The 23,559-nt window shown below is 71.2% G+C and carries 23 protein-coding genes; 14 read left to right on the top strand and 9 right to left on the bottom strand.

Translation table 11 applies throughout. The annotated features are described in order from the left end of the window. Window positions 1-448: 448 nt before the first annotated feature. The gene (locus tag ACZ434_RS00290; protein WP_468450173.1) at window positions 449-1,225 is read left to right on the top strand and encodes a S16 family serine protease; all 777 of its coding nucleotides are present in this window, start codon (window positions 449-451) and stop codon (window positions 1,223-1,225) included. A gap of 17 nt (window positions 1,226-1,242) precedes the next feature. Here ACZ434_RS00290 and ACZ434_RS00295 read toward each other — a convergent pair whose 3' ends face one another. The 5 genes from ACZ434_RS00295 to ACZ434_RS00315 are packed head-to-tail and all read right to left on the bottom strand — an operon-like array spanning window position 1,243 to window position 5,516. Further along, a complete protein-coding gene (locus ACZ434_RS00295) occupies window positions 1,243-2,232 on the bottom strand; it encodes a glycine betaine ABC transporter substrate-binding protein (RefSeq protein WP_468450175.1) in 990 nt (329 codons plus the stop codon). Then, window positions 2,229-3,095, bottom strand: coding sequence for an ABC transporter permease (locus ACZ434_RS00300; protein ID WP_468450177.1), 867 nt, complete (start codon window positions 3,093-3,095; stop codon window positions 2,229-2,231). The genes ACZ434_RS00295 and ACZ434_RS00300 overlap by 4 nt, the downstream gene beginning before the upstream one ends. Next, window positions 3,092-4,351 carry a betaine/proline/choline family ABC transporter ATP-binding protein gene (locus ACZ434_RS00305; protein ID WP_468451744.1) on the bottom strand — a complete coding sequence of 420 codons (1,260 nt, stop codon included), beginning with the start codon at window positions 4,349-4,351 and terminating at the stop codon, window positions 3,092-3,094. The genes ACZ434_RS00300 and ACZ434_RS00305 overlap by 4 nt, the downstream gene beginning before the upstream one ends. A 4-nt stretch (window positions 4,352-4,355) precedes the next feature. Continuing rightward, complete coding sequence (locus ACZ434_RS00310) at window positions 4,356-5,015, bottom strand: ABC transporter permease (protein ID WP_468450179.1); 660 nt, start codon at window positions 5,013-5,015, stop codon at window positions 4,356-4,358. Between the two features lie 30 nt (window positions 5,016-5,045). Continuing rightward, complete coding sequence (locus tag ACZ434_RS00315) at window positions 5,046-5,516, bottom strand: Lrp/AsnC family transcriptional regulator (protein WP_190094992.1); 471 nt, start codon at window positions 5,514-5,516, stop codon at window positions 5,046-5,048. A 122-nt stretch (window positions 5,517-5,638) separates the two neighbouring features. Between ACZ434_RS00315 and hppD the strand changes: the two genes are divergently transcribed. Then, window positions 5,639-6,787: a 4-hydroxyphenylpyruvate dioxygenase gene (gene hppD, locus ACZ434_RS00320; RefSeq protein ID WP_468450182.1), complete on the top strand. Its 1,149-nt coding sequence runs from the start codon at window positions 5,639-5,641 to the stop codon at window positions 6,785-6,787. Between the two features lie 419 nt (window positions 6,788-7,206). On the opposite strand, the gene ACZ434_RS00325 is transcribed toward hppD, so the two are convergent. Further along, complete coding sequence (locus ACZ434_RS00325; protein WP_468450184.1) at window positions 7,207-8,604, bottom strand: tetratricopeptide repeat protein; 1,398 nt, start codon at window positions 8,602-8,604, stop codon at window positions 7,207-7,209. 104 nt (window positions 8,605-8,708) lie between these two features. On the opposite strand from ACZ434_RS00325, the gene ACZ434_RS00330 reads away from it, so the two are divergent. The 3 genes from ACZ434_RS00330 (at window position 8,709) to ACZ434_RS00340 (ending at window position 12,564) form a co-directional block, all read left to right on the top strand. Further along, window positions 8,709-10,124 (top strand): FAD-binding oxidoreductase, encoded by a 1,416-nt coding sequence (locus ACZ434_RS00330; protein WP_468450186.1) that lies wholly within the window; start codon window positions 8,709-8,711, stop codon window positions 10,122-10,124. 115 nt (window positions 10,125-10,239) lie between these two features. Continuing rightward, on the top strand, window positions 10,240-11,736 hold the full coding sequence (locus ACZ434_RS00335) for an RDD family protein (protein ID WP_468450188.1): 1,497 nt from the start codon (window positions 10,240-10,242) through the stop codon (window positions 11,734-11,736). 111 nt (window positions 11,737-11,847) lie between these two features. Beyond that, window positions 11,848-12,564 (top strand): RDD family protein, encoded by a 717-nt coding sequence (locus ACZ434_RS00340; protein ID WP_468450190.1) that lies wholly within the window; start codon window positions 11,848-11,850, stop codon window positions 12,562-12,564. Between the two features lie 40 nt (window positions 12,565-12,604). On the opposite strand, the gene ACZ434_RS00345 is transcribed toward ACZ434_RS00340, so the two are convergent. Further along, on the bottom strand, window positions 12,605-12,901 hold the full coding sequence (locus tag ACZ434_RS00345; RefSeq protein ID WP_468450192.1) for a hypothetical protein: 297 nt from the start codon (window positions 12,899-12,901) through the stop codon (window positions 12,605-12,607). 400 nt (window positions 12,902-13,301) lie between these two features. On the opposite strand from ACZ434_RS00345, the gene ACZ434_RS00350 reads away from it, so the two are divergent. Beyond that, a complete protein-coding gene (locus tag ACZ434_RS00350) occupies window positions 13,302-15,659 on the top strand; it encodes an immune inhibitor A domain-containing protein (protein ID WP_468450194.1) in 2,358 nt (785 codons plus the stop codon). Between the two features lie 122 nt (window positions 15,660-15,781). Further along, a complete protein-coding gene (locus ACZ434_RS00355) occupies window positions 15,782-16,111 on the top strand; it encodes a hypothetical protein (protein ID WP_468450196.1) in 330 nt (109 codons plus the stop codon). 132 nt (window positions 16,112-16,243) lie between these two features. On the opposite strand, the gene ACZ434_RS00360 is transcribed toward ACZ434_RS00355, so the two are convergent. Together ACZ434_RS00360 and ACZ434_RS00365 are read right to left on the bottom strand one after the other, a co-directional pair. Continuing rightward, window positions 16,244-16,837 (bottom strand): nicotinamidase, encoded by a 594-nt coding sequence (locus ACZ434_RS00360; RefSeq protein ID WP_468450198.1) that lies wholly within the window; start codon window positions 16,835-16,837, stop codon window positions 16,244-16,246. A 125-nt stretch (window positions 16,838-16,962) separates the two neighbouring features. Further along, on the bottom strand, window positions 16,963-18,315 hold the full coding sequence (locus ACZ434_RS00365) for a nicotinate phosphoribosyltransferase (RefSeq protein ID WP_468450200.1): 1,353 nt from the start codon (window positions 18,313-18,315) through the stop codon (window positions 16,963-16,965). A gap of 97 nt (window positions 18,316-18,412) precedes the next feature. Between ACZ434_RS00365 and clpS the strand changes: the two genes are divergently transcribed. The 7 genes from clpS to ACZ434_RS00400 all read left to right on the top strand — a co-directional run bounded on the left by clpS (window position 18,413) and on the right by ACZ434_RS00400 (window position 23,430). Next, a complete protein-coding gene (gene clpS / locus ACZ434_RS00370) occupies window positions 18,413-18,730 on the top strand; it encodes an ATP-dependent Clp protease adapter ClpS (RefSeq protein ID WP_468450202.1) in 318 nt (105 codons plus the stop codon). Window positions 18,731-18,796: 66 nt separating this feature from the next. Continuing rightward, window positions 18,797-19,399: a DUF2017 domain-containing protein gene (locus ACZ434_RS00375; RefSeq protein WP_468450204.1), complete on the top strand. Its 603-nt coding sequence runs from the start codon at window positions 18,797-18,799 to the stop codon at window positions 19,397-19,399. A 370-nt stretch (window positions 19,400-19,769) separates the two neighbouring features. Continuing rightward, window positions 19,770-21,311, top strand: coding sequence for an alanine/glycine:cation symporter family protein (locus tag ACZ434_RS00380; protein ID WP_468450206.1), 1,542 nt, complete (start codon window positions 19,770-19,772; stop codon window positions 21,309-21,311). A 156-nt stretch (window positions 21,312-21,467) separates the two neighbouring features. Next, entirely contained in the window at window positions 21,468-21,890 is a 423-nt protein-coding gene (locus ACZ434_RS00385) for a M67 family metallopeptidase (RefSeq protein ID WP_468450208.1), read from the top strand. Between the two features lie 101 nt (window positions 21,891-21,991). Further along, complete coding sequence (locus ACZ434_RS00390; protein WP_468450210.1) at window positions 21,992-22,087, top strand: putative leader peptide; 96 nt, start codon at window positions 21,992-21,994, stop codon at window positions 22,085-22,087. A 107-nt stretch (window positions 22,088-22,194) separates the two neighbouring features. Next, window positions 22,195-22,473: a MoaD/ThiS family protein gene (locus tag ACZ434_RS00395; protein ID WP_468450212.1), complete on the top strand. Its 279-nt coding sequence runs from the start codon at window positions 22,195-22,197 to the stop codon at window positions 22,471-22,473. A 6-nt stretch (window positions 22,474-22,479) separates the two neighbouring features. Continuing rightward, the gene (locus tag ACZ434_RS00400; RefSeq protein WP_468450214.1) at window positions 22,480-23,430 is read left to right on the top strand and encodes a PLP-dependent cysteine synthase family protein; all 951 of its coding nucleotides are present in this window, start codon (window positions 22,480-22,482) and stop codon (window positions 23,428-23,430) included. Window positions 23,431-23,559 lie beyond the last annotated feature (129 nt).

A 23,559-nucleotide genomic window follows, 5' to 3' on the forward strand; every position in this document is an offset into this window, starting at 1 on the left:
GACTGCCCGCGGAGAGCGGGGTGCGCAGCCCCGCGCTGCCTGCGGAGGGCGGGGGCGGGGTGCTGTCGCGCCCACCCGTGCCGCCCTGCGGCACGACTGCCCGCGGAGAGCGGGGTGCGCAGCCCCGCGCTGCCTGCGGAGGGCGGGGGCGGGGTGCTGTCGCGCCCACCCGTGCCGCCCTGCGGCACGATTGCCCGCGGAGAGCGGGGTGCGCAGCCCCGCGTTGCCTGCGGAGGGCGGGGGCGGGGTGCTGTCGCGCCCACCCGTGCCGCCCTGCTGCACGACTGCCCGCGGAGAGCGGAGAGCGGAGAGCGGAGAGCGGAGAGCGGGGGCCGGCGCTCGGCGTGACTGCCCGCGGAGGGCAGGGGCGTGTTGCGCAGCCCTGCACGAGTGCCCGCGGTGGCGGTCGGCGCGAATGGCTGTGGCGGTGGCGCGTTAGATTGGGCGCGTGCTCTCTCGCCTCACGCGTCCCCAGATGCTCGCCGCCTGCGCAGCCCCCCTCGTCGCGCTGATCGCCACCGCCGCCCTCGCGCCGCTGCCCTTCTCCGTCGCGCAGCCCGGCTTGACGGCGAACGTGCTCGGTGAGAACAAGGGGGAGCAGGTCATCACGATCTCCGGCGCACCCGTGCGGGAGACCAGCGGGCAGCTGCGGATGACGACCATCGAGGCGACCTCCCCGGACACCCGCGTAGGGCTCCCGGAGGTGATCGACGGCTGGTTCAGCACCGACGAGGCGGTCATGCCCCGCGACTCGGTCTACCCCAGCGGCGGCGACGTCGAGGAGATCGAGCAGTACAACCGGAAGCAGATGGAGGAGTCCCAGGACGAGGCGACCCGGGCCGCGCTGAACTACCTGGGCCGCGAGGACGAGGACATCGACGTCCGGCTGCGGCTCGCCGACGTCGGCGGCCCGAGCGCCGGCCTGCTGTTCTCCCTCGGCATCGTCGCCAAGCTGAACGGCGACCTCACCGGCGGCCGGATCATCGCCGGTACCGGCACCATCGACGCGGACGGCACCGTCGGCCCGGTCGGCGGCGTCCCCCTGAAGACGCAGGCGGCCAAGCGCGACGGCGCCACCGTCTTCCTGGTCCCGAAGGCCGAGTGCGCCGACGCGCAGGCCGAACTCCCCGACGGCCTGCGCCTGATCCCCGTCACCACCCTCAAGGGCACCGTCGACGCCCTGGTCGCCCTGGAGAAGGGCACCGGCAAGGTCCCCGCCTGCTAGCTTCCAGCTCTCAGATCTCAGTTCTCCTTGACGAAGCCTTCCCGCACCATCCAGTCCAGCGCCACCTGGTGCGGATCCTCCCCGTCGACGTCCACCTTCGCGTTCAGCGTCTGCGCCACGGTGTTGTCCAGTCTCTCCGTGACGGGCGCGAGCACCTCCGCGATGGCCGGCCACTCCTCGAACGTGCCGGAGTTGACCGTCGGCGCCGCGTTGTAGTTGGGGAAGAACTTCTTGTCGTCCTCCATCACCACCAGGTTCATGGACTTGATGCGCCCGTCGGTGGTGAAGACCTCGCCGTAGGTGCAGGCACCGTCGGCCGTCTGGGTGTAGATGATCCCGGTGTCCATCTGCGTGACGTTGCCCGCCGGGATGTTCATGCCGTACGTCTTCTCCATGCCCGGCAGCCCGTCGGCGCGGTTGGCGAACTCGCCCTCCACGCACAGCGTCACCGCCCCGGGGTCGGACTTCGCCAGCTCGGCCACCTCGGACAGGGTCCGTGTGCGGTACCGCTCGTAGTTCGCCTGGTTCATGGCGAGCGCGTAGGTGTTGTTCAGCTCCGTCGGCTCCAGCCAGGTCACCCCGTTCTTCACGTCCGCGTCCTTCACCGCCAGCCACTGCTCGCGCGGGTCGGGGATCGGCTCGCTGTTGCCCTGGTACGTGATCCACGCCGTGCCCGTGTACTCGAACCCGGCGTCCGCCTCCCCCCTGACGACCGCCTCCCGGGAGCCCACCGACCCCTGGATGCCGGTCCGGTCGACGACCTCCGCGCCGGCCGCCTGGAAGGCGATGCCCATGATCGCGCCGAGGATCAGCTGCTCGGTGAACTCCTTGGAGGTGACGGTGAGTTCCGCGCCCTCCAGTGGCCTGCCCTGCCCGATCGTGCCCGGCTCCACGTCGTCGACCATGGGGGATCCGCTGGTCAGACCGCATCCCGAGGCCGCCGCCAGCAGCACCCCGGCCAGCACCAGGCGGCCACGTACGGGTACGCGTCCGTGTCCACGCCTCATGGGCCCGCCTCCAGACCCCGCGGCCGCAGCAGCAGTTCGGCCAGCGAGGCCAGCCAGTCCACCAGCAGCGCGAGCGCGACGGTGAGGATGGAGCCCACCATCAGCACCGGCATCCGCTGACTGGTGATCCCGGTGGTGATCAGCACGCCCAGCCCCCCGCCACCGCCGAATGTCGCCAGCGTCGCCGTGCCGACGTTCAGCACGAGCGCCGTCCGCACCCCCGCGAGGATGAGCGGAACGGCCAGCGGCAGCTCCACCCGCGTGAGCACGCCCAGCGGGGACATGCCGATGCCGCGCGCCGCCTCCAGCAGGGTCGGGTCGTTGGCCTTCAGGCCGGCGATCGTGTTGGACAGCACCGGCAGCACCGCGTACGCGATGATGCCGATCAGCGCGGCCCTGCGGCCGATGCCCAGCCAGATCACCAGCAGCGCCAGCAGTCCGATCGCCGGGGTGGCCTGGCCCATGTTGGCGAACGCCATCGCCGCCGGGGTGGCCCTGCGGAACATCGGGCGGGTCAGCAGGATGCCCAGCGGGATCGCGATGATCAGCACGAAGAACGTGGAGATCGCGGTGAGTTCGATGTGCTGCCACAGGGCCTTGGACACCTGCCCGTCCGACAGCGCGTTCCGGGTGAGCGCGTCGAGCTCCGCCTGCTCGAACCACAGCCAGGTCGCGAGCAGCACGGCGATCAGCACCACCGGCAGGAACGTCAGCTTCCGCCAGGTCACCCGAGGGCGCCGCGCGGCCGTGCGCGGGGGAGCGTCCCCGGTGTCGTCGTCGGACGAGCCGCCGCCCTCGTCCCGGAACGCCCGCCCCCTCACCTCGTGCTCGCCCTCGGGCCGCCGTCCGGAAGAGGTCCTCACGCCTTCGCCTCCCCGCCGGAGCCCTCCTGCTCGGCGTGCGTCTGCGAGGCCCGGTGCTCCCGCAGGTCGGCCTGCGCCTCCCGCGCCTCCAGCCGGTCCGCCTCCAGCAGTTCGTGCACGGAGTTCATCAGCGTCTCCACGTCCACGACACCCTCGTACGCCCCACGCCGGCCGGTGACGGGAACCCGGCCGGTGTTGTCGGTGAGGACCGCCTCCAGCGCGTCCCGCAGGGTCGCGTCCCGGGTGACCGTGTCGTGCACCAGCGCGCCCGCGCGGGCCAGCGAGCCCTTGGCGCGCATCATGTCGCCGCGCCGCAGCCACTTGTAGGGGCGGCCCCGCTTGTCGAGCACCAGCACCTCGTTGGTGCCGCTGGAGCGCAGCTTGTTGAAGATCTCCTGGAGCGGGTCGTCGACGCCCACCGTCGGATAGTCGGTGACCCCCACGTCCCGCACCCGGGTCAGGTTGAGCCGCTTCAGCGCCGCCCCCGCGCCGACGAAACCGGACACGAAGTCGTCGGCGGGGTTGGTGAGGATCGCCTCCGGGGTGTCGAACTGGGCGATGTGGGAGCGTTCGCGCAGCACCGCGATCCGGTCGCCGATCTTGATCGCCTCGTCGAAGTCGTGGGTGACGAAGACGATCGTCTTGTGCAGCTCCCGCTGGAGCCGGATCAGCTCGTCCTGGAGGTGGTCCCGGGTGATCGGGTCCACCGCGCCGAACGGCTCGTCCATCAGCAGCACCGGCGGATCCGCCGCCAGCGCCCGCGCCACGCCCACCCGCTGCTGCTGGCCGCCGGAGAGCTGACGCGGATAGCGGTCGTGGAACTCGCCCGGATCCAGACCGACCAGGTCCAGCATCTCCTCCACCCGCGCCCGCACCCGGGCCGCCGGCCAGCGCAGCATCCTCGGCACCAGGGCGATGTTCTGCGCCACCGTCATGTGCGGGAACAGCCCGCTCGCCTGGATCGCGTACCCGATCTTCCGGCGCAGCCGCACCGGGTCCATGTGGGTGACTTCCTCGCCGCCGATACGGATCCGGCCGGACGTCGGCTCGATCAGCCGGTTGATCATCTTCAGGAGGGTGGACTTCCCGCAGCCCGACGGGCCGACGAGGATCACCGTCTCGCCCTCGTTGAACTCCATGGTGACGCTGTCGACGGCCGGCAGCGCACTGCCCGGGTACCGCTTGGTCAGCCCCTCCAGCTCGATCGTCGCCCCCACCGACCGGGACTCCGCCCCGGACGTGTCCGGGCCGGGCAGGGAATCAGCCGCGGAACTGGGCACGGATCCCCCTCGGAATGGTCAGCCGCCCGATCAGCACGTACACCGCGTCGAACAACAGGGCGAGGACGATGATCCCGAGGGTGCCGGCGAGCACCTGGTTCAGCGCGTTCGAGCTGCCCAGGGAGGCGATCCCGCGGAAGATCAGGTTGCCGAGGCCCGGACCGGAGGCGTACGCGGCGATGGCGGCGATGCCCATCAGCATCTGCGTGGAGACCCGGATCCCGGTCAGGATCGGCGGCCACGCCAGCGGCAGCTCCACCCGCGCCAGCCGCGCCGCACGCGACATGCCGATCCCCTTGGCCGCGTCCACCAGCGACGGATCGACCCCGCGCAGGCCCACGATCGCGTTCCGCACGATCGGCAGCAGCCCGTACAGCGTCAGCGCGATCACCGTCGGCGGCACCCCGAGCCCCACGACGGGGATCAGCAGACCGATCATGGCCAGCGCGGGAATGGTCAGCAGGGTGGCGGTGGCGGTCGTGGCGAGGTTGCCCGCCCACTCGCTGCGGTAGGTGACCACCCCGATCAGCACACCGAGCAGGGTCGCCACCACCATGCACTGGAAGACGACACTGGCGTGCTGGTAGGCGTCGACGAGCAGTTGCTGATGCCGGCTCCCCAGGTACTCCCAGAAGTTCACCCCTGCTCTCCCCAGCTCGCCCAGGTCGGGTCACTCGCCGAGCGCGGCCTGCTCCACCAGCGGGATGATCCGCAGCGGAACGGGGTTCTCCATGACGATCGCCGTGGAGGCCCGGACAATGCCATCAAAACCGACGACCCGGTCGATCACCCGCTGAAGATCGGCGTTGGAACGCGCCACCAGCCGGCACATCATGTCCCCGGTACCCGTCGTGGTGTGCAGCTCCAGCACCTCCGGCACACCCGCCAAGTGGGCCCGTACGTCGGCTCCTTGACCCTGCCGGATCTGCAGCGTGGCGAACGCCGTGACCGGATAGCCGAGGGCCGCCGGATCCACCTCCGGGCCGAATCCGCGGATGACTCCGTTCGACTGAAGCCGGTCGAGCCGGGCCTGCGCGGTCCCGCGCGCCACGCCCAGCCGCCGGGACATCTCCAGCACCCCGATGCGCGGCTCCCGCGCCAGCAGCAGGATGATCCGCCCGTCCAGATGATCGATCGCCATACCGGCCTCCCCGGTGGTCATCCTGTACAGAAAGCCCGCAGAGACGGGCGTACGGCTGAACACATTGCCCAGTGGACAGGCAAACTATTGCGCACCTTGCAGGGCTGGCCCACCCTGCACGTATGACGCAGACCACACACCACACTCCCGAAGCGACCGCACGGCAGGCCGACCCCTTCCCGGTCAAGGGAATGGACGCGGTCGTCTTCGCCGTGGGCAACGCCAAGCAGGCGGCGCACTACTACTCCACCGCCTTCGGCATGAAGCTGGTCGCCTACTCCGGACCGGAGAACGGCAGCCGCGAGACCGCCGCCTACGTCCTCGAGAGCGGCTCGGCCCGCTTCGTGTTCACCTCGGTGATCAAGCAGTCCACCGAGTGGGGCGCCTTCCTCGCCGACCACGTGGCCGCGCACGGCGACGGCGTCGTCGACCTCGCGATCGAGGTGCCGGACGCGCGCGCCGCGTACGCCTACGCCGTCGAGCACGGCGCGCGCTCCGTCGCGGAGCCGTACGAGGTGAAGGACGAGCACGGCACCGTCGTGCTGGCCGCGATCGCCACGTACGGCAAGACCCGCCACACGCTGGTCGAGCGCTCCGGCTACGACGGGCCCTACCTGCCCGGCTACGTCGCCGCCGACCCGATCGTGGAGCCGCCGGCGCAGCGCACCTTCCAGGCCATCGACCACTGCGTCGGCAACGTCGAACTCGGCCGGATGAACGAGTGGGTCGAGTTCTACAACAAGGTCATGGGCTTCACGAACATGAAGGAGTTCGTGGGCGACGACATCGCCACCGAGTACAGCGCGCTGATGTCGAAGGTGGTGGCCGACGGCACGCTCAAGGTCAAGTTCCCGATCAACGAGCCGGCCATCGCCAAGAAGAAGTCCCAGATCGACGAGTACCTGGAGTTCTACGGCGGTGCGGGCGTCCAGCACATCGCGCTGAACACGAACGACATCGTGCAGACGGTGCGCCAGATGCGCGCGTCGGGCGTGCGGTTCCTGGACACGCCGGACTCGTACTACGACACCCTCGGCGAGTGGGCGGGGGAGACGCGGGTGCCGGTGGAGACGCTGCGCGAGCTGAAGATCCTGGTGGACCGGGACGAGGACGGCTACCTCCTCCAGATCTTCACCAAGCCGGTCCAGGACCGTCCGACGGTCTTCTTCGAACTCATCGAACGGCATGGCTCGATGGGGTTCGGCAAGGGCAACTTCAAGGCGCTGTTCGAAGCGATCGAACGCGAACAGGAAAAACGCGGCAACCTGTAACCCCCTCCAGACTCCCGCCCCGCCCCGCCGCGACCGCCCCCGCCGCAGCCGCGGGCTCCCGCTCCCGCCGCAGCTGCGGGCTCCCGCCCCGTCCCGCTGGGGGCTGCCGCGGCCGCTCCTGCCGCAGCTGCGGGCAGTCGTGCCGCTGGGGCGGCACGGGTGGGCGCAGCGGCACCCGGCGAACGCCGGTAGAGCAACTCACCCCCGGCCGAGCAGCGCAACGGTGCTGTTGTCGGCCGGGGGGTGACTGCGCAGCCCGGCGCGGGCGGGGTGCCGTCGCGCCCACCCGTGCCGCCCTGCGGCACGACTGCCCGCGGAGAGCGGAGAGCGGAGAGCGGGGTGCGCGGGGTGTGCAGCTCAGCGCGGTTGCCTGCGGAGAGCGGAGGGCGCGGGGCGCGCAGCCCCGCGGCTGCCTGCGGCTAGTGGGTCTCCGGGCCCGCTTGGGCGGACGGTTCGCCCAGGTGGGTCAGGGCCGACTTGGCCCGGGGCACGCGCAGTGGGGAGAACCACGGATTGATCTGCAGCGCTTCCCGCAGATGCCGCCGCGCCGCCCCGTACCGCTCCAGCGACCGCTCGATCATCCCCCGGTGGAACACGTACAGCGCACTGCGCACCCCACCCCCCTCCGTCCCCTCCGTCGCCCGCACCGCGAACGGCAGTGCCTCCTCGTGCTCCCCCGCCCGGTGCAGCGCCCACCCCAGCGCGTCCGCCACCTCCGTCGACGGCCGCCGCTCCCACTCCCTGCGCAGCCGCCGCACGGCGTCGGACGCCTCCCCGTGATCAGCCTCGAACCGCCCCAGCACCAGCGACTCGTCGCCCCCGTGCGCCGCGGCCACCCGCGCCCGCTCCCGCACCACCCCGTACTGCACGTCCGCCGCCTGCTTCAGCCCCAGCGACTCGTACAGCTCGCCCAGTTCCAGCGCGTACTCCGGCCGGGGCTGCTTCGCCAGCGCCATCCGGTACGCGCTCAGCGCCTCCGTCATCCGCCCGAGTGACGCCAGCGCCCTGCCCTGCCCGGCCTGCGCGGCCCGCTGGTCGGGGTCGATCCGCACCGCCTCCCGGAAGTGCCGCAGCGCGTCCTCCCGGTCGCCGCGCTCCCAGGCGAGCTGTCCGGCCCGCTCCAGGTACGCCGCCCGCTCGGCCGGCTCCCCGGCGGCCGACGCCGCGTCCGCCAGCTTCGCCGCCGCGTCCTCCCGCCAGCCCCGGTCCCGGTACACCGCCGCCGCCCGCGCCATCACCGCGGGACCGGAGCGCAGCTCCTTCAGCCGCTCCAGCAGCTTCCCCGTCTCCTCGTCGTCCCCGAGCCCCGCCGACGCCTCGATGAGCAGCGGGTACGTCGTCCACCGCTCCGGCTCCAGTTTCCGCGCCGCCTCGCCCCACTCGCGCGCCCCCGCGAAGTCCCGCCGGGCGTTCGCCAGCGCCGCGAGCCCCCGCAGCGCCGGGGCGTTGTCCTTCGGCCGTACCTTCAGCGAGGTGCGCAGCGCCTTCTCGGCCCGGGGCCAGTACGCCGGGTCGGCCCGCCGCAGCCCCTGCTCCACCCGTGCCGCGCCGAGCACCGCCCACGCCGCGGCGTCCCCGGGGCGCCGCTCGACGCGCCGCTCCCGCTCCTCGACCAGCGCCTCCAGATCCGGCAGCGCGGCCGGCACCCCGCTGCCCACCGCGGCCAGCGCCCGCGCCTCGGGAGTCGGCGCGGGCGGTGCTTCCCCGCCCCACGGCAGCAGCACCAGCACCCCGCCCAGCACCGCGCACCCGGCGACCGAGGCGACGAGCGCCCGGCGGCGCGGCAGCCGGCGGGGCTCACGTGGCTTGTCGTCCATGGCGCACACTGTGCGTCACACCCCATGTACGTACGATGATCACACTCCGAAGTGACGCGGCTGCCGTACGCGGGGTTCACACCGATGGCCCCCGGTGTCACGCTGTGATCATGAGCCGTATCGAAGCGCGACGCGATGAAGACACGGTGACGGCCGGCCCTCTCGTCGGCCGGCTGCTCGGCGGCCTGCCCGCGGACGCCGTCCTCACCGACCCCGACGTCACGGCCTCCTACGCCCACGACATGGCGAGCTTCTGCCCGGCCGGCAGCCCCGCCGTGGTCGTCCTGCCGCGCACGGTGGAACAGGTCCAGCACGTCATGCGCACCGCCACCGAGCTGCGCGTCCCGGTCGTCCCGCAGGGCGCCCGCACCGGACTGTCCGGCGCCGCCAACGCCACCGACGGCTGCATCGTGCTCTCCCTGACCCGGATGGACCGCATCCTGGAGATCAGCCCCGTCGACCGGATCGCCGTCGTGGAACCCGGCGTCGTCAACGCCGCGCTCTCCCGCGCCGTCGGCGAACACGGCCTCTCCTACCCGCCGGACCCCTCCAGCTGGGAGTCCTGCACCATCGGCGGCAACATCGGCACCGCGTCGGGCGGGCTGTGCTGCGTGAAGTACGGCGTGACGGCCGAGTACGTCCTCGGCCTGGACGTCGTCCTCGCCGACGGCCGCCTGATGTCCACCGGCCGCCGCACCGCCAAGGGCGTCGCCGGATACGACCTGACCCGGCTGTTCGTCGGCTCCGAGGGCTCCCTCGGCATCGTCGTCCGCGCGGTCCTCGCCCTCAGGCCCAAACCCCCGGGGCAGCTGGTGCTGGCCGCCGAGTTCGCCTCCGGCGCCGCCGCCTGCGACGCGGTGTGCCGGATCATGGCCGGGGGCCATGTCCCCTCACTCCTCGAACTCATGGACCGTACGACGGTCAAGGCCGTCAACGACATGACCCGCATGGGCCTGCCGGAGTCCACCGAGGCGCTGCTGCTGGCCGCCTTCGACACCACCGACCCCGCCGCCGACCTCGGCGCCGTCGGCGCGCTGTGCGAGGCCGCCGGAGCCACCCGGGTCGTCCCGGCCGAGGACGCCGCCGAGTCCGAACTGCTGCTCCAGGCACGGCGGATGTCCCTGGTCGCCCTCGAAGCGGTCACGGGCACCACGATGATCGACGACGTGTGCGTGCCCCGCTCCAGGCTCGGTGAGCTCATCGACGGTGTCGAGCGGATCTCCGAGAAGTACCGGCTGACCATCGGCGTCGTCGCGCACGCGGGCGACGGCAACACCCATCCGACGGTCTGCTTCGACACCACCGACCCGGAGGAGTCGCGGCGGGCCCGGGAGTCCTTCGACGAGATCATGGCGCTCGGCCTGGAACTGGGCGGCACCATCACCGGCGAACACGGCGTGGGCGTGCTCAAGAAGGAGTGGCTGGCGCGCGAACTCGGCCCCGTCGGACTGGAGATGCAGCGAGCCGTCAAGAAGGTGTTCGATCCGCTCGACATTCTGAACCCGGGCAAGCTCTTCTGACCACGAAGGTGCCCGAAAAGGGTGGGGTCCGGCCGGAGGGGCGGTCAGTTCCTCGCCCGTCTGATAGATGTGGTTCCCCCCGACCCACCCCATCGAGCAGATACGGGACGACGGAATGAGTGCCCCAACCCCGGCCCCCGGTGACGACAGGCCCCGCGAAGGGTACTACCCGGACCCGTCCATTCCGGGATATGTCCGGTACTGGAACGGCGCCTCCTGGGTGCCGGGCACCAGCCGTCCGGCGCCCAAGGACGGCGAGTCGCTCGCGGCGCCGCCCGGCGCGGGTCCGGCGCGGCCCTCCGTGGAGGAGACCGGACCGCACTTCTTCGACGAGGACCCGGTGGAGGAGCCGGCACAGCCGTTCCCGTCCCCGGCACCCTCCGCGTCCTCGCCCTCCCCGTCTCCGTCCCCCTCTCCTTCGTCGCCGTCCCCGTCGCCGGCCGAGGCGCAGCACGGCAGCCGGCCCGAACCCGCCTCGGCCTGGGGTGCCGACCGCTCCCACCAGTCCGGCTTCGGCGGCGACCAGGACCGCAAGGTCTCCTGGGGCACCACCGACCCACGCGTACCGCACACGAACGCACCGGCCGCACCGGCCGCGCCCTCCGGGCCGTCCGCGCCGGAGGCCCCGGCCGCGGAGACCCCTCACGGGGCCCCGCCCGGCGGCGCCTTCGTGTTCCGCGGCCCCGAGGCGAACGCACAGCCGGCGGTCGACGCCGGTGCCGAGGACGAGGGCACGATGACCTTCCGCGCCGTCCCCCCGCGCGCGGGGGAGCGGAGCCGGAAGGAGGGCGCCGCCTCCGGACGCCCCGGCTTCGGCGCCGGGAAGGCCGCCGCGGCCCGCGCCGCCGCCACCGCCGCCCCGGCACCGTCCGGACCGCAGCAGGCGACCGCCCCGGCCGTCCCCCCGCAGTCCGCCGCCCCGGCCCAGTCCGCCGCCCCCGCCTCTCCCGCAGTACCCGCCGCCTCCGCCGCCGCGCCCGGGGCGGCACCCCTGACGAGCGGACCCGGTGGCGGCCAGTCCTCCTGGGCGCAGCAGGTGCACCGGCTCGCCGGCGCCGAGGAGGCGCCGGTCGCGCCGTGGAGGCCGCCGGTCGACGACCCGTTCCAGGCCGCCGCCCGCCGTCAGGCCGCGGCCCGTCCCGCGGCGCTCGGCAAGCGGCTGGCCGCCCGGCTGCTGGACACGCTCGTCCTCGGCGCCGTGACCGCCGCGGCCGGTGTGCCGCTCGGCATCAAGGCCATGGACCACATCGACGCGAAGATCGAGGCGGCCAAGCTGTCCGGCGAGACCGTCACGGTCTGGTTGCTCGACGGCACCACCTCGGTCCACCTCGGTATCGTCCTCGCCGTCCTGCTCCTCACCGGCGTCCTCTACGAGGTGCTGCCCACCGTCAAGTGGGGCCGCACCCTGGGCAAGAAGCTGCTGGGGCTGGACGTACGGGACATCGAGGGCCACGAGGCCCCGGGCTTCGGCGCGGCCCTGCGCCGCTGGCTGGTCTACAGCGTCCCCGGGCTGCTCGTCGTCGGTGTCGTCGGCGTCCTGTGGTGCCTGTTCGACAAGCCCTGGCGGCAGTGCTGGCACGACAAGGCCGCGCACACCTTCGTCGCCGGCTGAGCCGCCGTCCGGTCGGCCGGCCGGTCGACCGGGCGGCGCCCGTCACGGCCGCTACTCCGGACGGCGGCTCGCCGGATGCGGGGCCGCAGGGTTCGCGGTCGACTCGGGTGCATGACCACCGAACCGCCCCCCGGATCCGGTCGGCAGCCACCGGACGACGACCCGTTCAAGAAGCAACCCCCGCCCGGCGGCCCCGGTGACACCCCGGGATCCGGCTCCCCCTACGGCACTCCCGGCCCGGGCTCCGGCACGGGCGGCCCGTACGGGGGCGGTCCCTCCGGAGGCGACCCCTACGGCGGCGGCGGCCCGTCCGGCGGCGGCCCGTTCGGCGGCGGCGGCCCCTACGGCGGCACTCCCGGCCCCTCCGACCCCCTCGCCGGCATGCCCCCGCTCGCCGACAGCGCCCGGCGCACCCTCGCCCGCATCATCGACATGATCCTCGTCGGCATCGTGGTCGTGCTGCTCACCTGGCCGTTCGGCGTCAACGAGTACGACATCGACGGCAACGACGTCAACGTCGGCAACGGCTTCGTGCAGTCCGTCGTCGCCGCCGTGCTCTACATCGCCTACGACACCGTGCTGACCGCCCGCACCGGCCAGACCCTGGGCAAGAGGCTGCTGCACATGAGGGTGGCCGACCTCTCCGACGGCTCCAACCCGTCCGTGCAGACCGCGCTGATCCGGGCCGCGGTGCTGTGGCTGCCGTTCGCGTTCTGCTGCGCCTGCGTCTGGACCGTGATCTCGGGCGGCTGGAGCTACTTCGACCGGCCCTACAAGCAGGGTCTGCACGACAAGGCGGCCAGGACCGTGGTGGTCAGCACCGGCTGACACCGCCGTACGGACACGAGCCGGCCGGGACGGGGGTCTCCTACCGGACCGGCTCGCGCACCGAGTCCCGTACGGGTGCGCGCACCGGGGCGGGGACGGTGGCCCGTACCGGCTCCGGGGCCGCGGGCCGTGGCGCCGCCGCGGCGGCGGCGCGCCGGGGCACCGGGAGCGGAGCGGTCATGGCGACCAGCAGCCCCAGGGCGAGTGACGACACGGCGATCAGTGCGACGCCCACGCCCGAACTCGCCTGGGACAGCAGCAGCATGGCGAAGGTGGAGAAGATCACGGTGCACGAGCCGTAAGCGAACTGAGCCACGGTAGGACGGGGCATGGCCATCGTGTCCTCGGGAGTCGGGGGCTGTCGGCCTGGCTTTCCGCCGGTTCAAGGGCGTTGCGCCAAGCGACTCTAACCGCGAGGGTGCCCGAGCGGAAAGAACGGTAAGCGTGACCCGACCGACGGGGCCGGTGCACAGGGGGCGCACGGAGTCATGGCGTCCATCACGTGGACGGTTGTACGCGCCCGTTCGGATTCGCTCGGAGGCGTCCGGAAAGCGTCCGAAAAGCGAACCGCCGCTCCGCATAGTGCAGTTGAACTGTTCAAGTCAAGGTCTGTTTTTTCTGCCGAACCTCTAGTCAAATGTCGTCACTTGACTACACGCGTTGATCACGTGCGCGCGGGATCTTCCACCAACGGAACCTCCTTCCACTGCGCGTACGCACGCGGGAGGGGATCTCAAGTGACCAGTAGACCCTGGACGTTCAGAGCGGCCGCGACAGGCGTGGCGCTCGCGGCGGTCACCGCCACCTGCTCTGCGTTCACCGTGGCCCAGGCCGACACGGCTGACCAGGCCGACCGTCCCGGTGCCGTGGAACGACACGACCCGGGCGAGCACAACCACGTCGAGCACGACCTCGATGGACCGCTCTCCAAGACGCAGGCGGCCCAGCGCGAGGAAGCCCTCAACCAGGTCATATCCGGTAAAGCCTCGGTCAAGAACCGTGACGGTTCGAAGGTCGTCCAGCTCAAGAGCAAGAAGGGCGACGCCAAGTACGTCGAACTCGGCCGCGAGAAGACCGACAAGATCTTCACGATCCTCGTCGAGTTCGGCGACCAGATCGACAGCCGCTACGGCGGCACCCCGGGCCCGCTGCACAACCAGATAGCCAAGCCGGACCGCAAGGTGGACAACTCCACGGCCTGGCAGGAGGACTACGACCAGCAGCACTTCGAGGACCTGTACTTCGGTTCCGGCAAGGGCGTCGACTCGGTCAAGACGTACTACGAGAAGCAGTCCTCCGGCCGCTACTCGGTCGAGGGCGAGGTCTCCGACTGGGTCAAGGTCCCCTACAACGAGGCCCGTTACGGCAACAACGCCTGCGGCGACAGCAACTGCCCGAGCGTGTGGAACGTCGTCAGCGACGGTCTGAACGCTTATGTCGCCCAGCAGAAGGAGGCGGGCCGCACCGACGCGCAGATCAAGGCGGACGTCGCCCGCTTCGACGAGTGGGACCGCTACGACTTCGACGGCGACGGCGACTTCAACGAGCCCGACGGCTACATCGACCACTTCCAGATCGTGCACGCCGGTGAGGACGAGTCCGCCGGCGGCGGCGCCCAGGGCGAGGACGCGATCTGGGCCCACCGCTGGTACGCCTTCGGCACCGACGCCGGCGCCACCGGCCCCGAGCAGAACAAGCTCGGCGGCGCGCAGATCGGCTCCACCGGTGTCTGGGTCGGCGACTACACCATCCAGCCGGAGAACGGCGGACTCGGCGTCTTCGCCCACGAGTACGGCCACGACCTCGGTCTGCCGGACCTCTACGACACCGCCGGCGGCGAGAACTCCACCGGCTTCTGGACGCTGATGTCCTCCGGTTCCTGGCTCGGCACCGGGAAGAAGGAGATCGGCGACCTGCCCGGCGACATGACCGCCTGGGACAAGCTCCAGCTCGGCTGGCTGAACTACGACACCGCCAAGGCCGGCGTCAACTCCTGGCACAAGCTCGGTGTCGCCGAGTACAACACCAAGCACAAGCAGGCGCTCGTCGTCGAGCTGCCGAAGAAGGCCGTCACCACCGAGATCATCCCGCCCGCCGAGGGTCAGACCCAGTGGTGGAGCGGCAGCGGTGACAACCTCAAGAACACGCTGACGCGTTCGGTCGACCTGACCGGCAAGACCTCCGCCGAGCTCACCTTCGACGGCTGGTACGACATCGAGGCCAACTACGACTACCTCTACACCGAGGTGTCCACCGACGGCGGCGCCAACTGGACCGCCGTCGACGGCACGGTCGACGGCCGGCCGGTGCCGCGCGACGGCAGCGACAAGCCCGCCCTGCACGGCACGCTCGACGGCTACAAGAAGCTCGCGTACTCCCTCGACGCGTACGCCGGCCAGAAGATCGACCTGCGCTTCCGCTACCAGACCGACGGCGGCGTGGCCCAGAAGGGCTTCACGGCCGACTCGATCACGGTGACGGCGGACGGCACCCCGGTCTTCTCCGACAACGCCGAGAGCGCGGACGCCGCCTGGACGGCGAACGGCTTCACCCGCAAGGGCGCGTCCTTCACCAAGGACTACGAGCAGTACTACATCGCCGAGAACCGCCAGTACGTGTCGTACGACAAGACCCTGAAGGTCGGCCCGTACAACTTCGGCTTCACCTCCCGCCCGGACTGGGTCGAGCACTTCGCCTACCAGAACGGCCTGCTGATCTGGAAGTGGGACACCTCCCAGGCGGACAACAACACCAGCCAGCACCCGGGCACCGGTCTGATCCTCCCGGTCGACTCGCACCCGACCGCCCTGAAGTGGGCCGACGGCACGGTGATGCGCAACCGCATCCAGACCTACGACGCCACCTTCAGCAAGTTCCGCACCGAGGGCATGACCCTGCACAAGGCGGACGTGGCCAAGTGGATCCCGGGGTCGAAGGGTGTGTCGGTCTTCAACGACCGCACCAACACCTACTACGACGCCGAGAACCCGGGCGGCGGCGTCAAGGTCACTGACACCAACACGAAGATCAAGATCCTGAAGGAGGCCAAGAACGGCTCGACGATCGAGCTCGAGGTCGGGCCTGCCGGCAGGTAAACAGCATCCTCGCAGGTCAGAGCGTGATCGGCGGTGACCCCCTGGCGGGTCGCCGCCGATCCGTGTTTAGGTGCCTCCTGTGACGCTCTTATTGACACCGGCTGACACGGGGGTGTGACCACATGGCCGCAGGAGGTTTCTGCAAGCTGCCGAACGGCACGGTGGTGGTGGCACTGAACCTGCCCAGCCCCGCCGCCGACGCCCCGGCCGGAGTCCGCGTCCTCGTCCACGCCCGCAACCGCGCCCGAGCCCTGACCAGGCTCCGCAACCTGGGCCTGCGAGCGATCTACCTGCGGGGCAACACGGCCCCGCCCACGCCCGACGAGATCACCGCCGTCCTCCACCACCCCGACGGCCTCATATGGCGCACCACCCCCGACCCCAACCCCCTGACGGTAGAACTCTGGCACCCCATCAAGGCCCTACCAAGACGCCCCCCAGCCCCAGCCTGACGGCACCCACGCCCCAGCTGCGGGCAGTCGTGCCGCTGGGGCGGCACGGGTGGGCGCTGGGGGTACCCCCTCTGGGGGAGGCACCCGCTCAGCGCGGCCAGCTGAAACCCCGCCCGTGCACCCCACCCGCGGTCACCGCACCACCGGCACCCCCGACAGCTCCACCCCCGCCCCCCGCAGCTCCTCCACCGCCCGCTCCGTCGTCTCCCGGGCCACCCCCGCCGTCAGCCCCAGCAGCACCCGCCCCCGAAACCCCTCCTTCACCGCATCCAGCGCAGTGGCCCGCACGCAGTGATCCGTGGCGATCCCCACCACGTCCACCTCCTCGACCCCCCGCTCCCGCAACCACTCCGCCAGCGGCGTCCCGTTCTCGTCCGCCCCCTCGAACCCGCTGTAGGCGGCCGAGTACGCCCCCTTGTCGAACACCGCGTCGACCGCCCCGGACGTCACCGCGGGAGCGAAGTTCGGGTGGAACCCGACCCCCTCGGTCCCGGCGACACAGTGGGCGGGCCAGGACCGTACGTAGTCGGGGTGGTCGGCGAAGTGCCCGCCGGGGGCGATGTGGTGGTCACGGGTGGCGACGACGTGCTGGTAGCCGCCGGCCGGGGCGGCCTGGCCGATCAGTTCGGTGATGGCGGCGGCCACATCCGCTCCACCGGTCACGGCGAGGCTGCCGCCCTCGCAGAAGTCGTTCTGCACGTCGACGACGATCAGTGCGCGGCGCATGGCGGTGTCCTTCGATGAGGGGGGTCGGGTAAGGGACGGGCCCGGCCGGGTGAACCTCCGAGCCTATTGAATTGAGGTCGACGAGAACAGGGACAGGAACAGGGCCGCGGGGACAGGCACCGCTGTTAGCTACCCGAGGGCCCGTGCACGTACTCCGTCGGAAGCACCGGTTCCCCCCGCGACAGCTGCGTCGCGGACAGCGGCAGCCCCGCCCGCGCCGCCGCGTGCCGGTCCCGGACCACGTCCAGCGGCTCGCGGACCAGCACCTCGCCGCCCTCGACCAGCGGCACCAGCAGCTGCCGCCCGGCCAGCTCCTCGGGCACCTCACCGGTGCCGATCACCTCGGCCTCGGCGACGCCGTGCTCGTCCAGCCGCCGGGCCGCCCACTTGCGGCCGCCGACGGAGGTCTTGCCGCCGCTGGACTTCTTCGCCACCGGCACCAGCGGGGCCCCCGGGTCGGTGGACTCGGCGCGGGCGACCAGCTTGTAGACCATGGAGGCGGTCGGGTGCCCCGAGCCGGTCACCAGCTGCGTCCCCACCCCGTACGCGTCCACCGGCGCCGCGGCCAGCGAGGCGATGGCGTACTCGTCCAGGTCCGAGGTCACGGTGATCTTCGTGCCGGTGGCGCCCAGCTCGTCCAGCTGCTGCCGCACCCGGTGCGCCACCAGCAGCAGGTCACCGGAGTCGATCCGTACGGCGCCCAGCTCGGGACCGGCGATCTCGACGGCCGTACGGACCGCCTCGGCCACGTCGTAGGTGTCCACGAGCAGCGTCGTACCGCCGCCGAGGGAGTCCACCTGGGCGCGGAAGGCGTCCCGCTCGCTGTCGTGCAGCAGGGTGAAGGCGTGGGCGGAGGTGCCCACGGTCGGGATGTCGTAGCGGAAGCCGGCCGCCAGGTCGGAGGTGGAGGAGAAGCCGCCGACGTACGCGGCCCGGGAGGCGGCCACCGCGGCCAGCTCGTGGGTGCGCCGGGCGCCCATCTCGATCAGCGGGCGGTCGCCGGCCGCCGACGACATCCGGGAGGCCGCGGCCGCGATCGCCGAGTCGTGGTTGAGGATCGACAGGATCACGGTCTCCAGCAGCACGCACTCCGCGAAGCTGCCCTCGACCCGCAGGATCGGCGAGCCCGGGAAGTACACCTCCCCCTCGGGGTAGCCCCAGATGTCGCCGGAGAAGCGGTAGCCCGCCAGCCAGTCCAGGGTCGCGCCGTCGACGATGTCCTTCTCCCGCAGGAAGGCCAGCACGTCCGGGTCGAAGCGGAAGTTCTCCACCGCGTCCAGCACCCGCCCGGTTCCGGCCACCACGCCGTAGCGGCGCCCGTTCGGCAGCCGGCGGGTGAAGACCTCGAACACGCTGCGCCGTCCGGCCGTACCGGCCTTCAGGGCCGCCTGCAGCATCGTCAGCTCGTACTGGTCCGTGAAAAGCGCCGTCGAGGGCACGCCGACCCGTCGCCCACGCCCAAGGTCTGCTGTGGTCATGGCAGGAATGCTACCCCCATTTCGTCAGTTTGACGATTTGGGTTCGGGGGCCGGAACAGCGGGCCGGTTTGTGCGACCACCCCCCTGCGGTGGCAGCATGGGCAGTGTGACGTCACCCGCACCCCTGGAGATCGAACGCACCGAGTCGGCGGAGGAGGTCTTCGCCGTACCCGAGCCCGACGTCCCGTGGGTCACCATCGTCCACAACGACCCGGTCAACCTCATGAGCTACGTGACGTACGTCTTCCAGTCGTACTTCGGCTACTCCAAGGACAAGGCCACCAAGCTCATGATGGACGTGCACCACAAGGGCCGGGCGGCCGTCTCCAGCGGTACGCGCGAGGAGATGGAACGCGACGTGCAGGCCATGCACGGCTACGGACTGTGGGCCACCCTCCAGCACGACCGGAAGTGACCCGCACGTGACCGAGCCGGACATGACCCGACCCCGCCCGCAGGACCGGAAGTAGCGATCGCCGCCATGCCAGGAACCTTCGAACCGCTCCCCGGCGGCGGCGCGGCCGTCGCCCTCGACGACGTCGAGATCTCCATCATCCGGTCCCTGGCCGTGCAGATGATGGAGCTCATCGGCCCCGGACCCGCGGGGGAGGCCTCCGGCGACCCGCTCGCCGAGCTGTTCGCCGAGGGCCCGAGCGAACCGCCCTCCGACCCCGTGCTGCGCCGGCTCTTCCCCGACGCCTACGGCGACCCCGAGGGCACCCCGCAGGCCAGGGAGGCCGAGGAGCAGCGGGCGTACTCCGCCGAGTTCCGCCGCTACACGGAGAACGACCTGCGGGCCGGCAAGCGCGACAACGCCCTCGCGGTGATCCGCTCCCTCGACGCGCTCACCCCGGCCGGCGAGGACGGCGCGGTGCTCAAGCTGTCGCCGGACGAGTCCCGCCAGTGGCTCGGCGCGCTGAACGACCTGCGCCTGGCGATCGGCTCCCGGCTGGAGATCAGCGACGAGGACGACAGCGACCTCCTCTTCCACCTCCCCGACGAGGACCCGCGCAAGCCGATGGTGATGGCGTACCTGTGGCTGGGCGGCCTCCAGGAGACGCTCGTCTCGACCCTCATGCCGTAAAGATGCCCCATACATCCATAAAAATCCCCTGATCCGTTCGCTCAGAGGAACCTCAAGTCCGGATAACGATCGCGTCACCGCCCTTGCGGGTTTACCCCCTAAGGGCGGTTTTCTGTGATCTGCCTCACTCGGTTTCAGGTGAACAGCGTGGTAAAAATCGGCACCTCGCTTGCGTCCCACCCCTGACTGTGAGCAAGAAAGCCGGCCACCGCCGGCGTGTACGACCAGCACGACCACGACACAGGCCGACGGTCCCGGCTCACGGGCCCGCCGACCGACGCCGTCGCCGAACGGGACGTGGGCCCCGCCCACATCGCCACCCGCTCCGCTGCGCACGCCAGCACGTCCCCGCGCCACCTGAGGAAGTTCGATGTCACTCGACTCCATCACCCAGAACATCGACGACGCCGTAAGTGATTTCTTCGACCCCGTCGCGACCGCGGTCGGCGACATCGTCTTCTACACGGTCCCGGTCGCCGGTACCGATCTCCCGCTCATCGTCGCCTGGCTCGCGATCGCCGGCCTGACCTTCACCTGCTGGTTCGGCCTCGTCCAGGCACGCAGGATCAAACTCGCCCTCGCCGTCGTACGCGGCAAGTACGACGAGCCGGACGCACCCGGCGAGGTCAGCCACTTCCAGGCACTGACCGCCGCCGTCTCCGGCACCGTCGGCCTCGGCAACATCGCCGGCGTCGCCGTCGCCGTCTCCATCGGCGGCCCCGGCGCCACCTTCTGGATGATCGTCTGCGGTCTGCTCGGCATGGCGAGCAAGTTCGTCGAGGTCACCCTCGGTGTGAAGTACCGCGACGAGCACGCGGACGGCACCGTCTCCGGCGGCCCCATGCACTACCTGCCCAAGGGCCTCGCCGAACGCTTCGGCCGCGGCGGCGCCAAGTTCGGCAAGGTGCTCGCCGTCCTCGCCGCGATCCTGATCCTCTTCTTCGGCCTCTTCGGCGGCAACCTCTTCCAGACCAACCAGAGCTACGCGCAGATCGCCTCCACCTTCGGCGGCGAGGACGGCTTCATGGCCTCCTCCTCCGGCGCGGTGCTCTTCGGCCTGCTGGTCGCCGTCCTGGTCGGCCTGGTGCTCCTCGGCGGCATCCGCTCCATCGCCTCCGTCACCAGCCGCCTGGTCCCCGCCATGGGCCTCATGTACGTCGCGGCCTGCCTGATCGTCATCCTGGTCAACATCACCTCCGTGCCCGACGCGATCGGCAGCATCTTCACCGGGGCCTTCCAGGCCGAGGGCGTCGCGGGCGGCGTCATCGGTGCCCTGATCGTCGGCTTCCAGCGCGCCGCCTTCTCCAACGAGGCCGGCATCGGCTCCGCGCCCATCGCCCACTCCGCGGTCAAGACCAAGCACCCCGCCAGCGAGGGCCTGGTCGCCCTGCTCGAACCGTTCATCGACACGGTCATCGTCTGCACCATGACCGCGCTGACCATCGTCATCGCCAACCCCGCCAGCTGGGGCGAGGCCCGCGAGGGCGAGAGCATCGGCGGCGTCACCATCACCTCCGACGCCTTCGCCACCGTCCTGCCCTGGTTCCCGCACCTGCTGACCGTCGCGGTCCTGCTGTTCGCCTTCTCCACGATCCTCACCTGGGGCTACTACGGCCTCAAGGCCTGGACGTACCTGTTCGGCCGCAGCAGGACCAGCGAGACGATCTTCAAGAGCGTCTGGAGCGTGTTCGTCGTGGCGGGCGCCCTGCTCTCCCTCGACTCGCTGATCAGCCTCGCCGACTCCGCGCTCTTCCTGCTCGCCGTCGTCAACATCGTCGGTCTCTACCTGCTGGCCCCCGTGGTCAAGCGGGAGCTCAACTCCTTCCTGGAGTTCGTCCGCCGCCGCGACGGCGGCGAAGCGGCCGAGCCCGAGTCCGAGGCGGCCGGCACCGGGGCGACCAAGTCGCTCTGAGCCCCTCCGGGCGGGTCTCTTCCGTTCCCTCCAGGACGCCGGTCGCAGGGAGCACTCGTGGCGCCCCCTGCGGTCATCCGCTCAAGGTGTCCGGCATCCGGGCCGTTCCGTACCACCCCTCGGTACGGAACGGCCCGTCTGCTTATCCTGGGCCCCATGCTGACCATCACCCAGGCGCTGCACGACCAGATCGTGGCCCATGCCCGCAAGGACCACCCCGACGAGGCGTGCGGCGTGGTGGCGGGCCCGGTGGGCTCCGGCCGCCCCGAGCGCTTCATCCCCATGCTGAACGCGGCCCGCTCGCCCACGTTCTACGAGTTCGACTCCCAGGACCTGCTGAAGCTGTACCGGGAGATGGACGACCGGGACGAGGAACCGGTGATCGTCTACCACTCGCACACCGCGACCGAGGCCTACCCCTCCCGCACCGACGTCGCCTACGCGGGCGAGCCCGGCGCCCACTACGTCCTGGTCTCCACCGCCGACCTCGACGGCGCCGGCGAGTTCCAGTTCCGCTCGTTCCGCATCGTGGACGGTGAGATCACGGAGGAGGAGGTCAAGGTCGTCGAGGCGTACTGACCCGACCGACTCCAGCCGCACGATCCGTATCGCGGAAGGCAGGTGTCCGAAGAGTGAGATCACACTCCGGAAGCCCGTCCGGGAATCGATACGATGACCCCATGGTTCTCATCGACGTGAGCGAAACAGCGCCGGGCGCCCTGCTCGTGGCGCGGCTGCACGTCGACCTGTGCCGGCTGAACAGCGCCATCTGTTGATCCCCGCTGCCGCCGAACGGCCGAGAGCCGCGGCGGGCTGCCGCGTGCGCCGCCGCGCGCCCTGACCGAACTTCAACGACAGACACTTGTGACAGGAGCCCTCAGCCATGGCCATCGAGGTCCGCATCCCGACCATTCTCCGCCAGTACACCGACGGTCAGAAGGCGGTGGAAGGCTCCGGGAACACCCTGGCCGAGCTCTTCACCGACCTCGAGACCCGGCACACGGGCATCCACGCCCGCATCGTCGACGGCGAGCAGCTGCGCCGCTTCGTGAACGTCTACCTCAACGACGAGGACGTCCGCTTCCTCGACGGCATCAACACCAAGCTGTCCGACGGCGACAACGTCACGATCCTGCCGGCGGTCGCCGGCGGCATGGCCTGATAGCCGATGCGTTACGACTCCCCGCTGGCCGCGGTGGGCAACACCCCTCTGGTGCGCCTGCCGCGGCTGTCGCCGTCCGCCGACGTCCGCATCTGGGCGAAGCTGGAGGACCGCAACCCCACCGGCTCCGTCAAGGACCGCCCCGCCCTGTTCATGATCGAGCAGGCGGAGAAGGACGGCCGCCTCACCCCCGGCTGCACCATCCTCGAGCCGACCAGCGGCAACACCGGCATCTCGCTCGCCATGGCCGCCAAGCTCAAGGGCTACCGCATGGTCTGCGTCATGCCCGAGAACACCTCGCAGGAACGCCGTGACCTGCTCGGCATGTGGGGCGCGGAGATCATCTCCTCCCCGGCGGCCGGCGGCTCCAACACCGCCGTCCGCGTCGCCAAGGAACTCTCCGCCGAGCACCCCGACTGGGTGATGCTCTACCAGTACGGCAACCCGGACAACGCCGGCGCCCACTACGCGACGACCGGTCCCGAGATCCTCGCCGACCTGCCCTCCATCACCCACTTCGTGGCCGGCCTCGGCACCACCGGCACGCTCATGGGCGTCGGCCGCTACCTGCGCGAGAACAAGCCCGACGTCAGGATCGTCGCCGCCGAGCCGCGCTACGACGACCTGGTCTACGGCCTGCGCAACCTCGACGAGGGCTTCGTCCCCGAGCTCTACGACGCCTCCGTCCTCACCACCCGCTTCTCGGTCGGCTCCGCCGACGCCGTCACCCGCACGCGGGAACTGCTCCAGCGGGAGGGCATCTTCGCCGGCGTCTCCACCGGCGCCGCACTGCACGCGGCGATCGGCGTCGCCAAGAAGGCCCTCAAGGCCGGCGAGAGCGCCGACGTGGTCTTCGTCGTAGCCGACGGCGGCTGGAAATACCTGTCGACCGGCGTCTACACGGCCCCGACAACCGAAGAGGCCATCGAAGCCCTCCAGGGCCAACTCTGGGCATAACCCACCCCCGCCTCCCCGGCGCTCGAGTTTCCCCAGCCCCTCCGGCGCTCGAGTTTCCCCAGCCCCTCCGGCGTTTGAGGAGCGGGGTCCGGGGCGGAGCCCCGGGGACGGGACGGGAAGGGGCGGCGG

The sequence above is a fragment of the Streptomyces sp. NPDC030893 genome (assembly GCF_055571535.1).

Bases quoted from the DNA above. Each gene is read 5' to 3' on its own strand.
- ACZ434_RS00295 (WP_468450175.1), bottom strand. From the start codon at position 2,232: ATGAGGCGTGGACACGGACGCGTACCCGTACGTGGCCGCCTGGTGCTG.
- hppD (WP_468450182.1), top strand. From the start codon at position 5,639: ATGACGCAGACCACACACCACACTCCCGAAGCGACCGCACGGCAGGCC.
- ACZ434_RS00315 (WP_190094992.1), bottom strand. From the start codon at position 5,516: ATGGCGATCGATCATCTGGACGGGCGGATCATCCTGCTGCTGGCGCGG.
- ACZ434_RS00395 (WP_468450212.1), top strand. From the start codon at position 22,195: ATGGCCATCGAGGTCCGCATCCCGACCATTCTCCGCCAGTACACCGAC.
- ACZ434_RS00380 (WP_468450206.1), top strand. From the start codon at position 19,770: ATGTCACTCGACTCCATCACCCAGAACATCGACGACGCCGTAAGTGAT.
- ACZ434_RS00360 (WP_468450198.1), bottom strand. From the start codon at position 16,837: ATGCGCCGCGCACTGATCGTCGTCGACGTGCAGAACGACTTCTGCGAG.
- ACZ434_RS00385 (WP_468450208.1), top strand. From the start codon at position 21,468: ATGCTGACCATCACCCAGGCGCTGCACGACCAGATCGTGGCCCATGCC.
- ACZ434_RS00340 (WP_468450190.1), top strand. From the start codon at position 11,848: ATGACCACCGAACCGCCCCCCGGATCCGGTCGGCAGCCACCGGACGAC.
- ACZ434_RS00365 (WP_468450200.1), bottom strand. From the start codon at position 18,315: ATGACCACAGCAGACCTTGGGCGTGGGCGACGGGTCGGCGTGCCCTCG.
- ACZ434_RS00375 (WP_468450204.1), top strand. From the start codon at position 18,797: ATGCCAGGAACCTTCGAACCGCTCCCCGGCGGCGGCGCGGCCGTCGCC.
- ACZ434_RS00400 (WP_468450214.1), top strand. From the start codon at position 22,480: ATGCGTTACGACTCCCCGCTGGCCGCGGTGGGCAACACCCCTCTGGTG.
- ACZ434_RS00390 (WP_468450210.1), top strand. From the start codon at position 21,992: ATGGTTCTCATCGACGTGAGCGAAACAGCGCCGGGCGCCCTGCTCGTG.
- ACZ434_RS00335 (WP_468450188.1), top strand. From the start codon at position 10,240: ATGAGTGCCCCAACCCCGGCCCCCGGTGACGACAGGCCCCGCGAAGGG.
- ACZ434_RS00355 (WP_468450196.1), top strand. From the start codon at position 15,782: ATGGCCGCAGGAGGTTTCTGCAAGCTGCCGAACGGCACGGTGGTGGTG.
- clpS (WP_468450202.1), top strand. From the start codon at position 18,413: ATGGGCAGTGTGACGTCACCCGCACCCCTGGAGATCGAACGCACCGAG.
- ACZ434_RS00325 (WP_468450184.1), bottom strand. From the start codon at position 8,604: ATGGACGACAAGCCACGTGAGCCCCGCCGGCTGCCGCGCCGCCGGGCG.
- ACZ434_RS00345 (WP_468450192.1), bottom strand. From the start codon at position 12,901: ATGGCCATGCCCCGTCCTACCGTGGCTCAGTTCGCTTACGGCTCGTGC.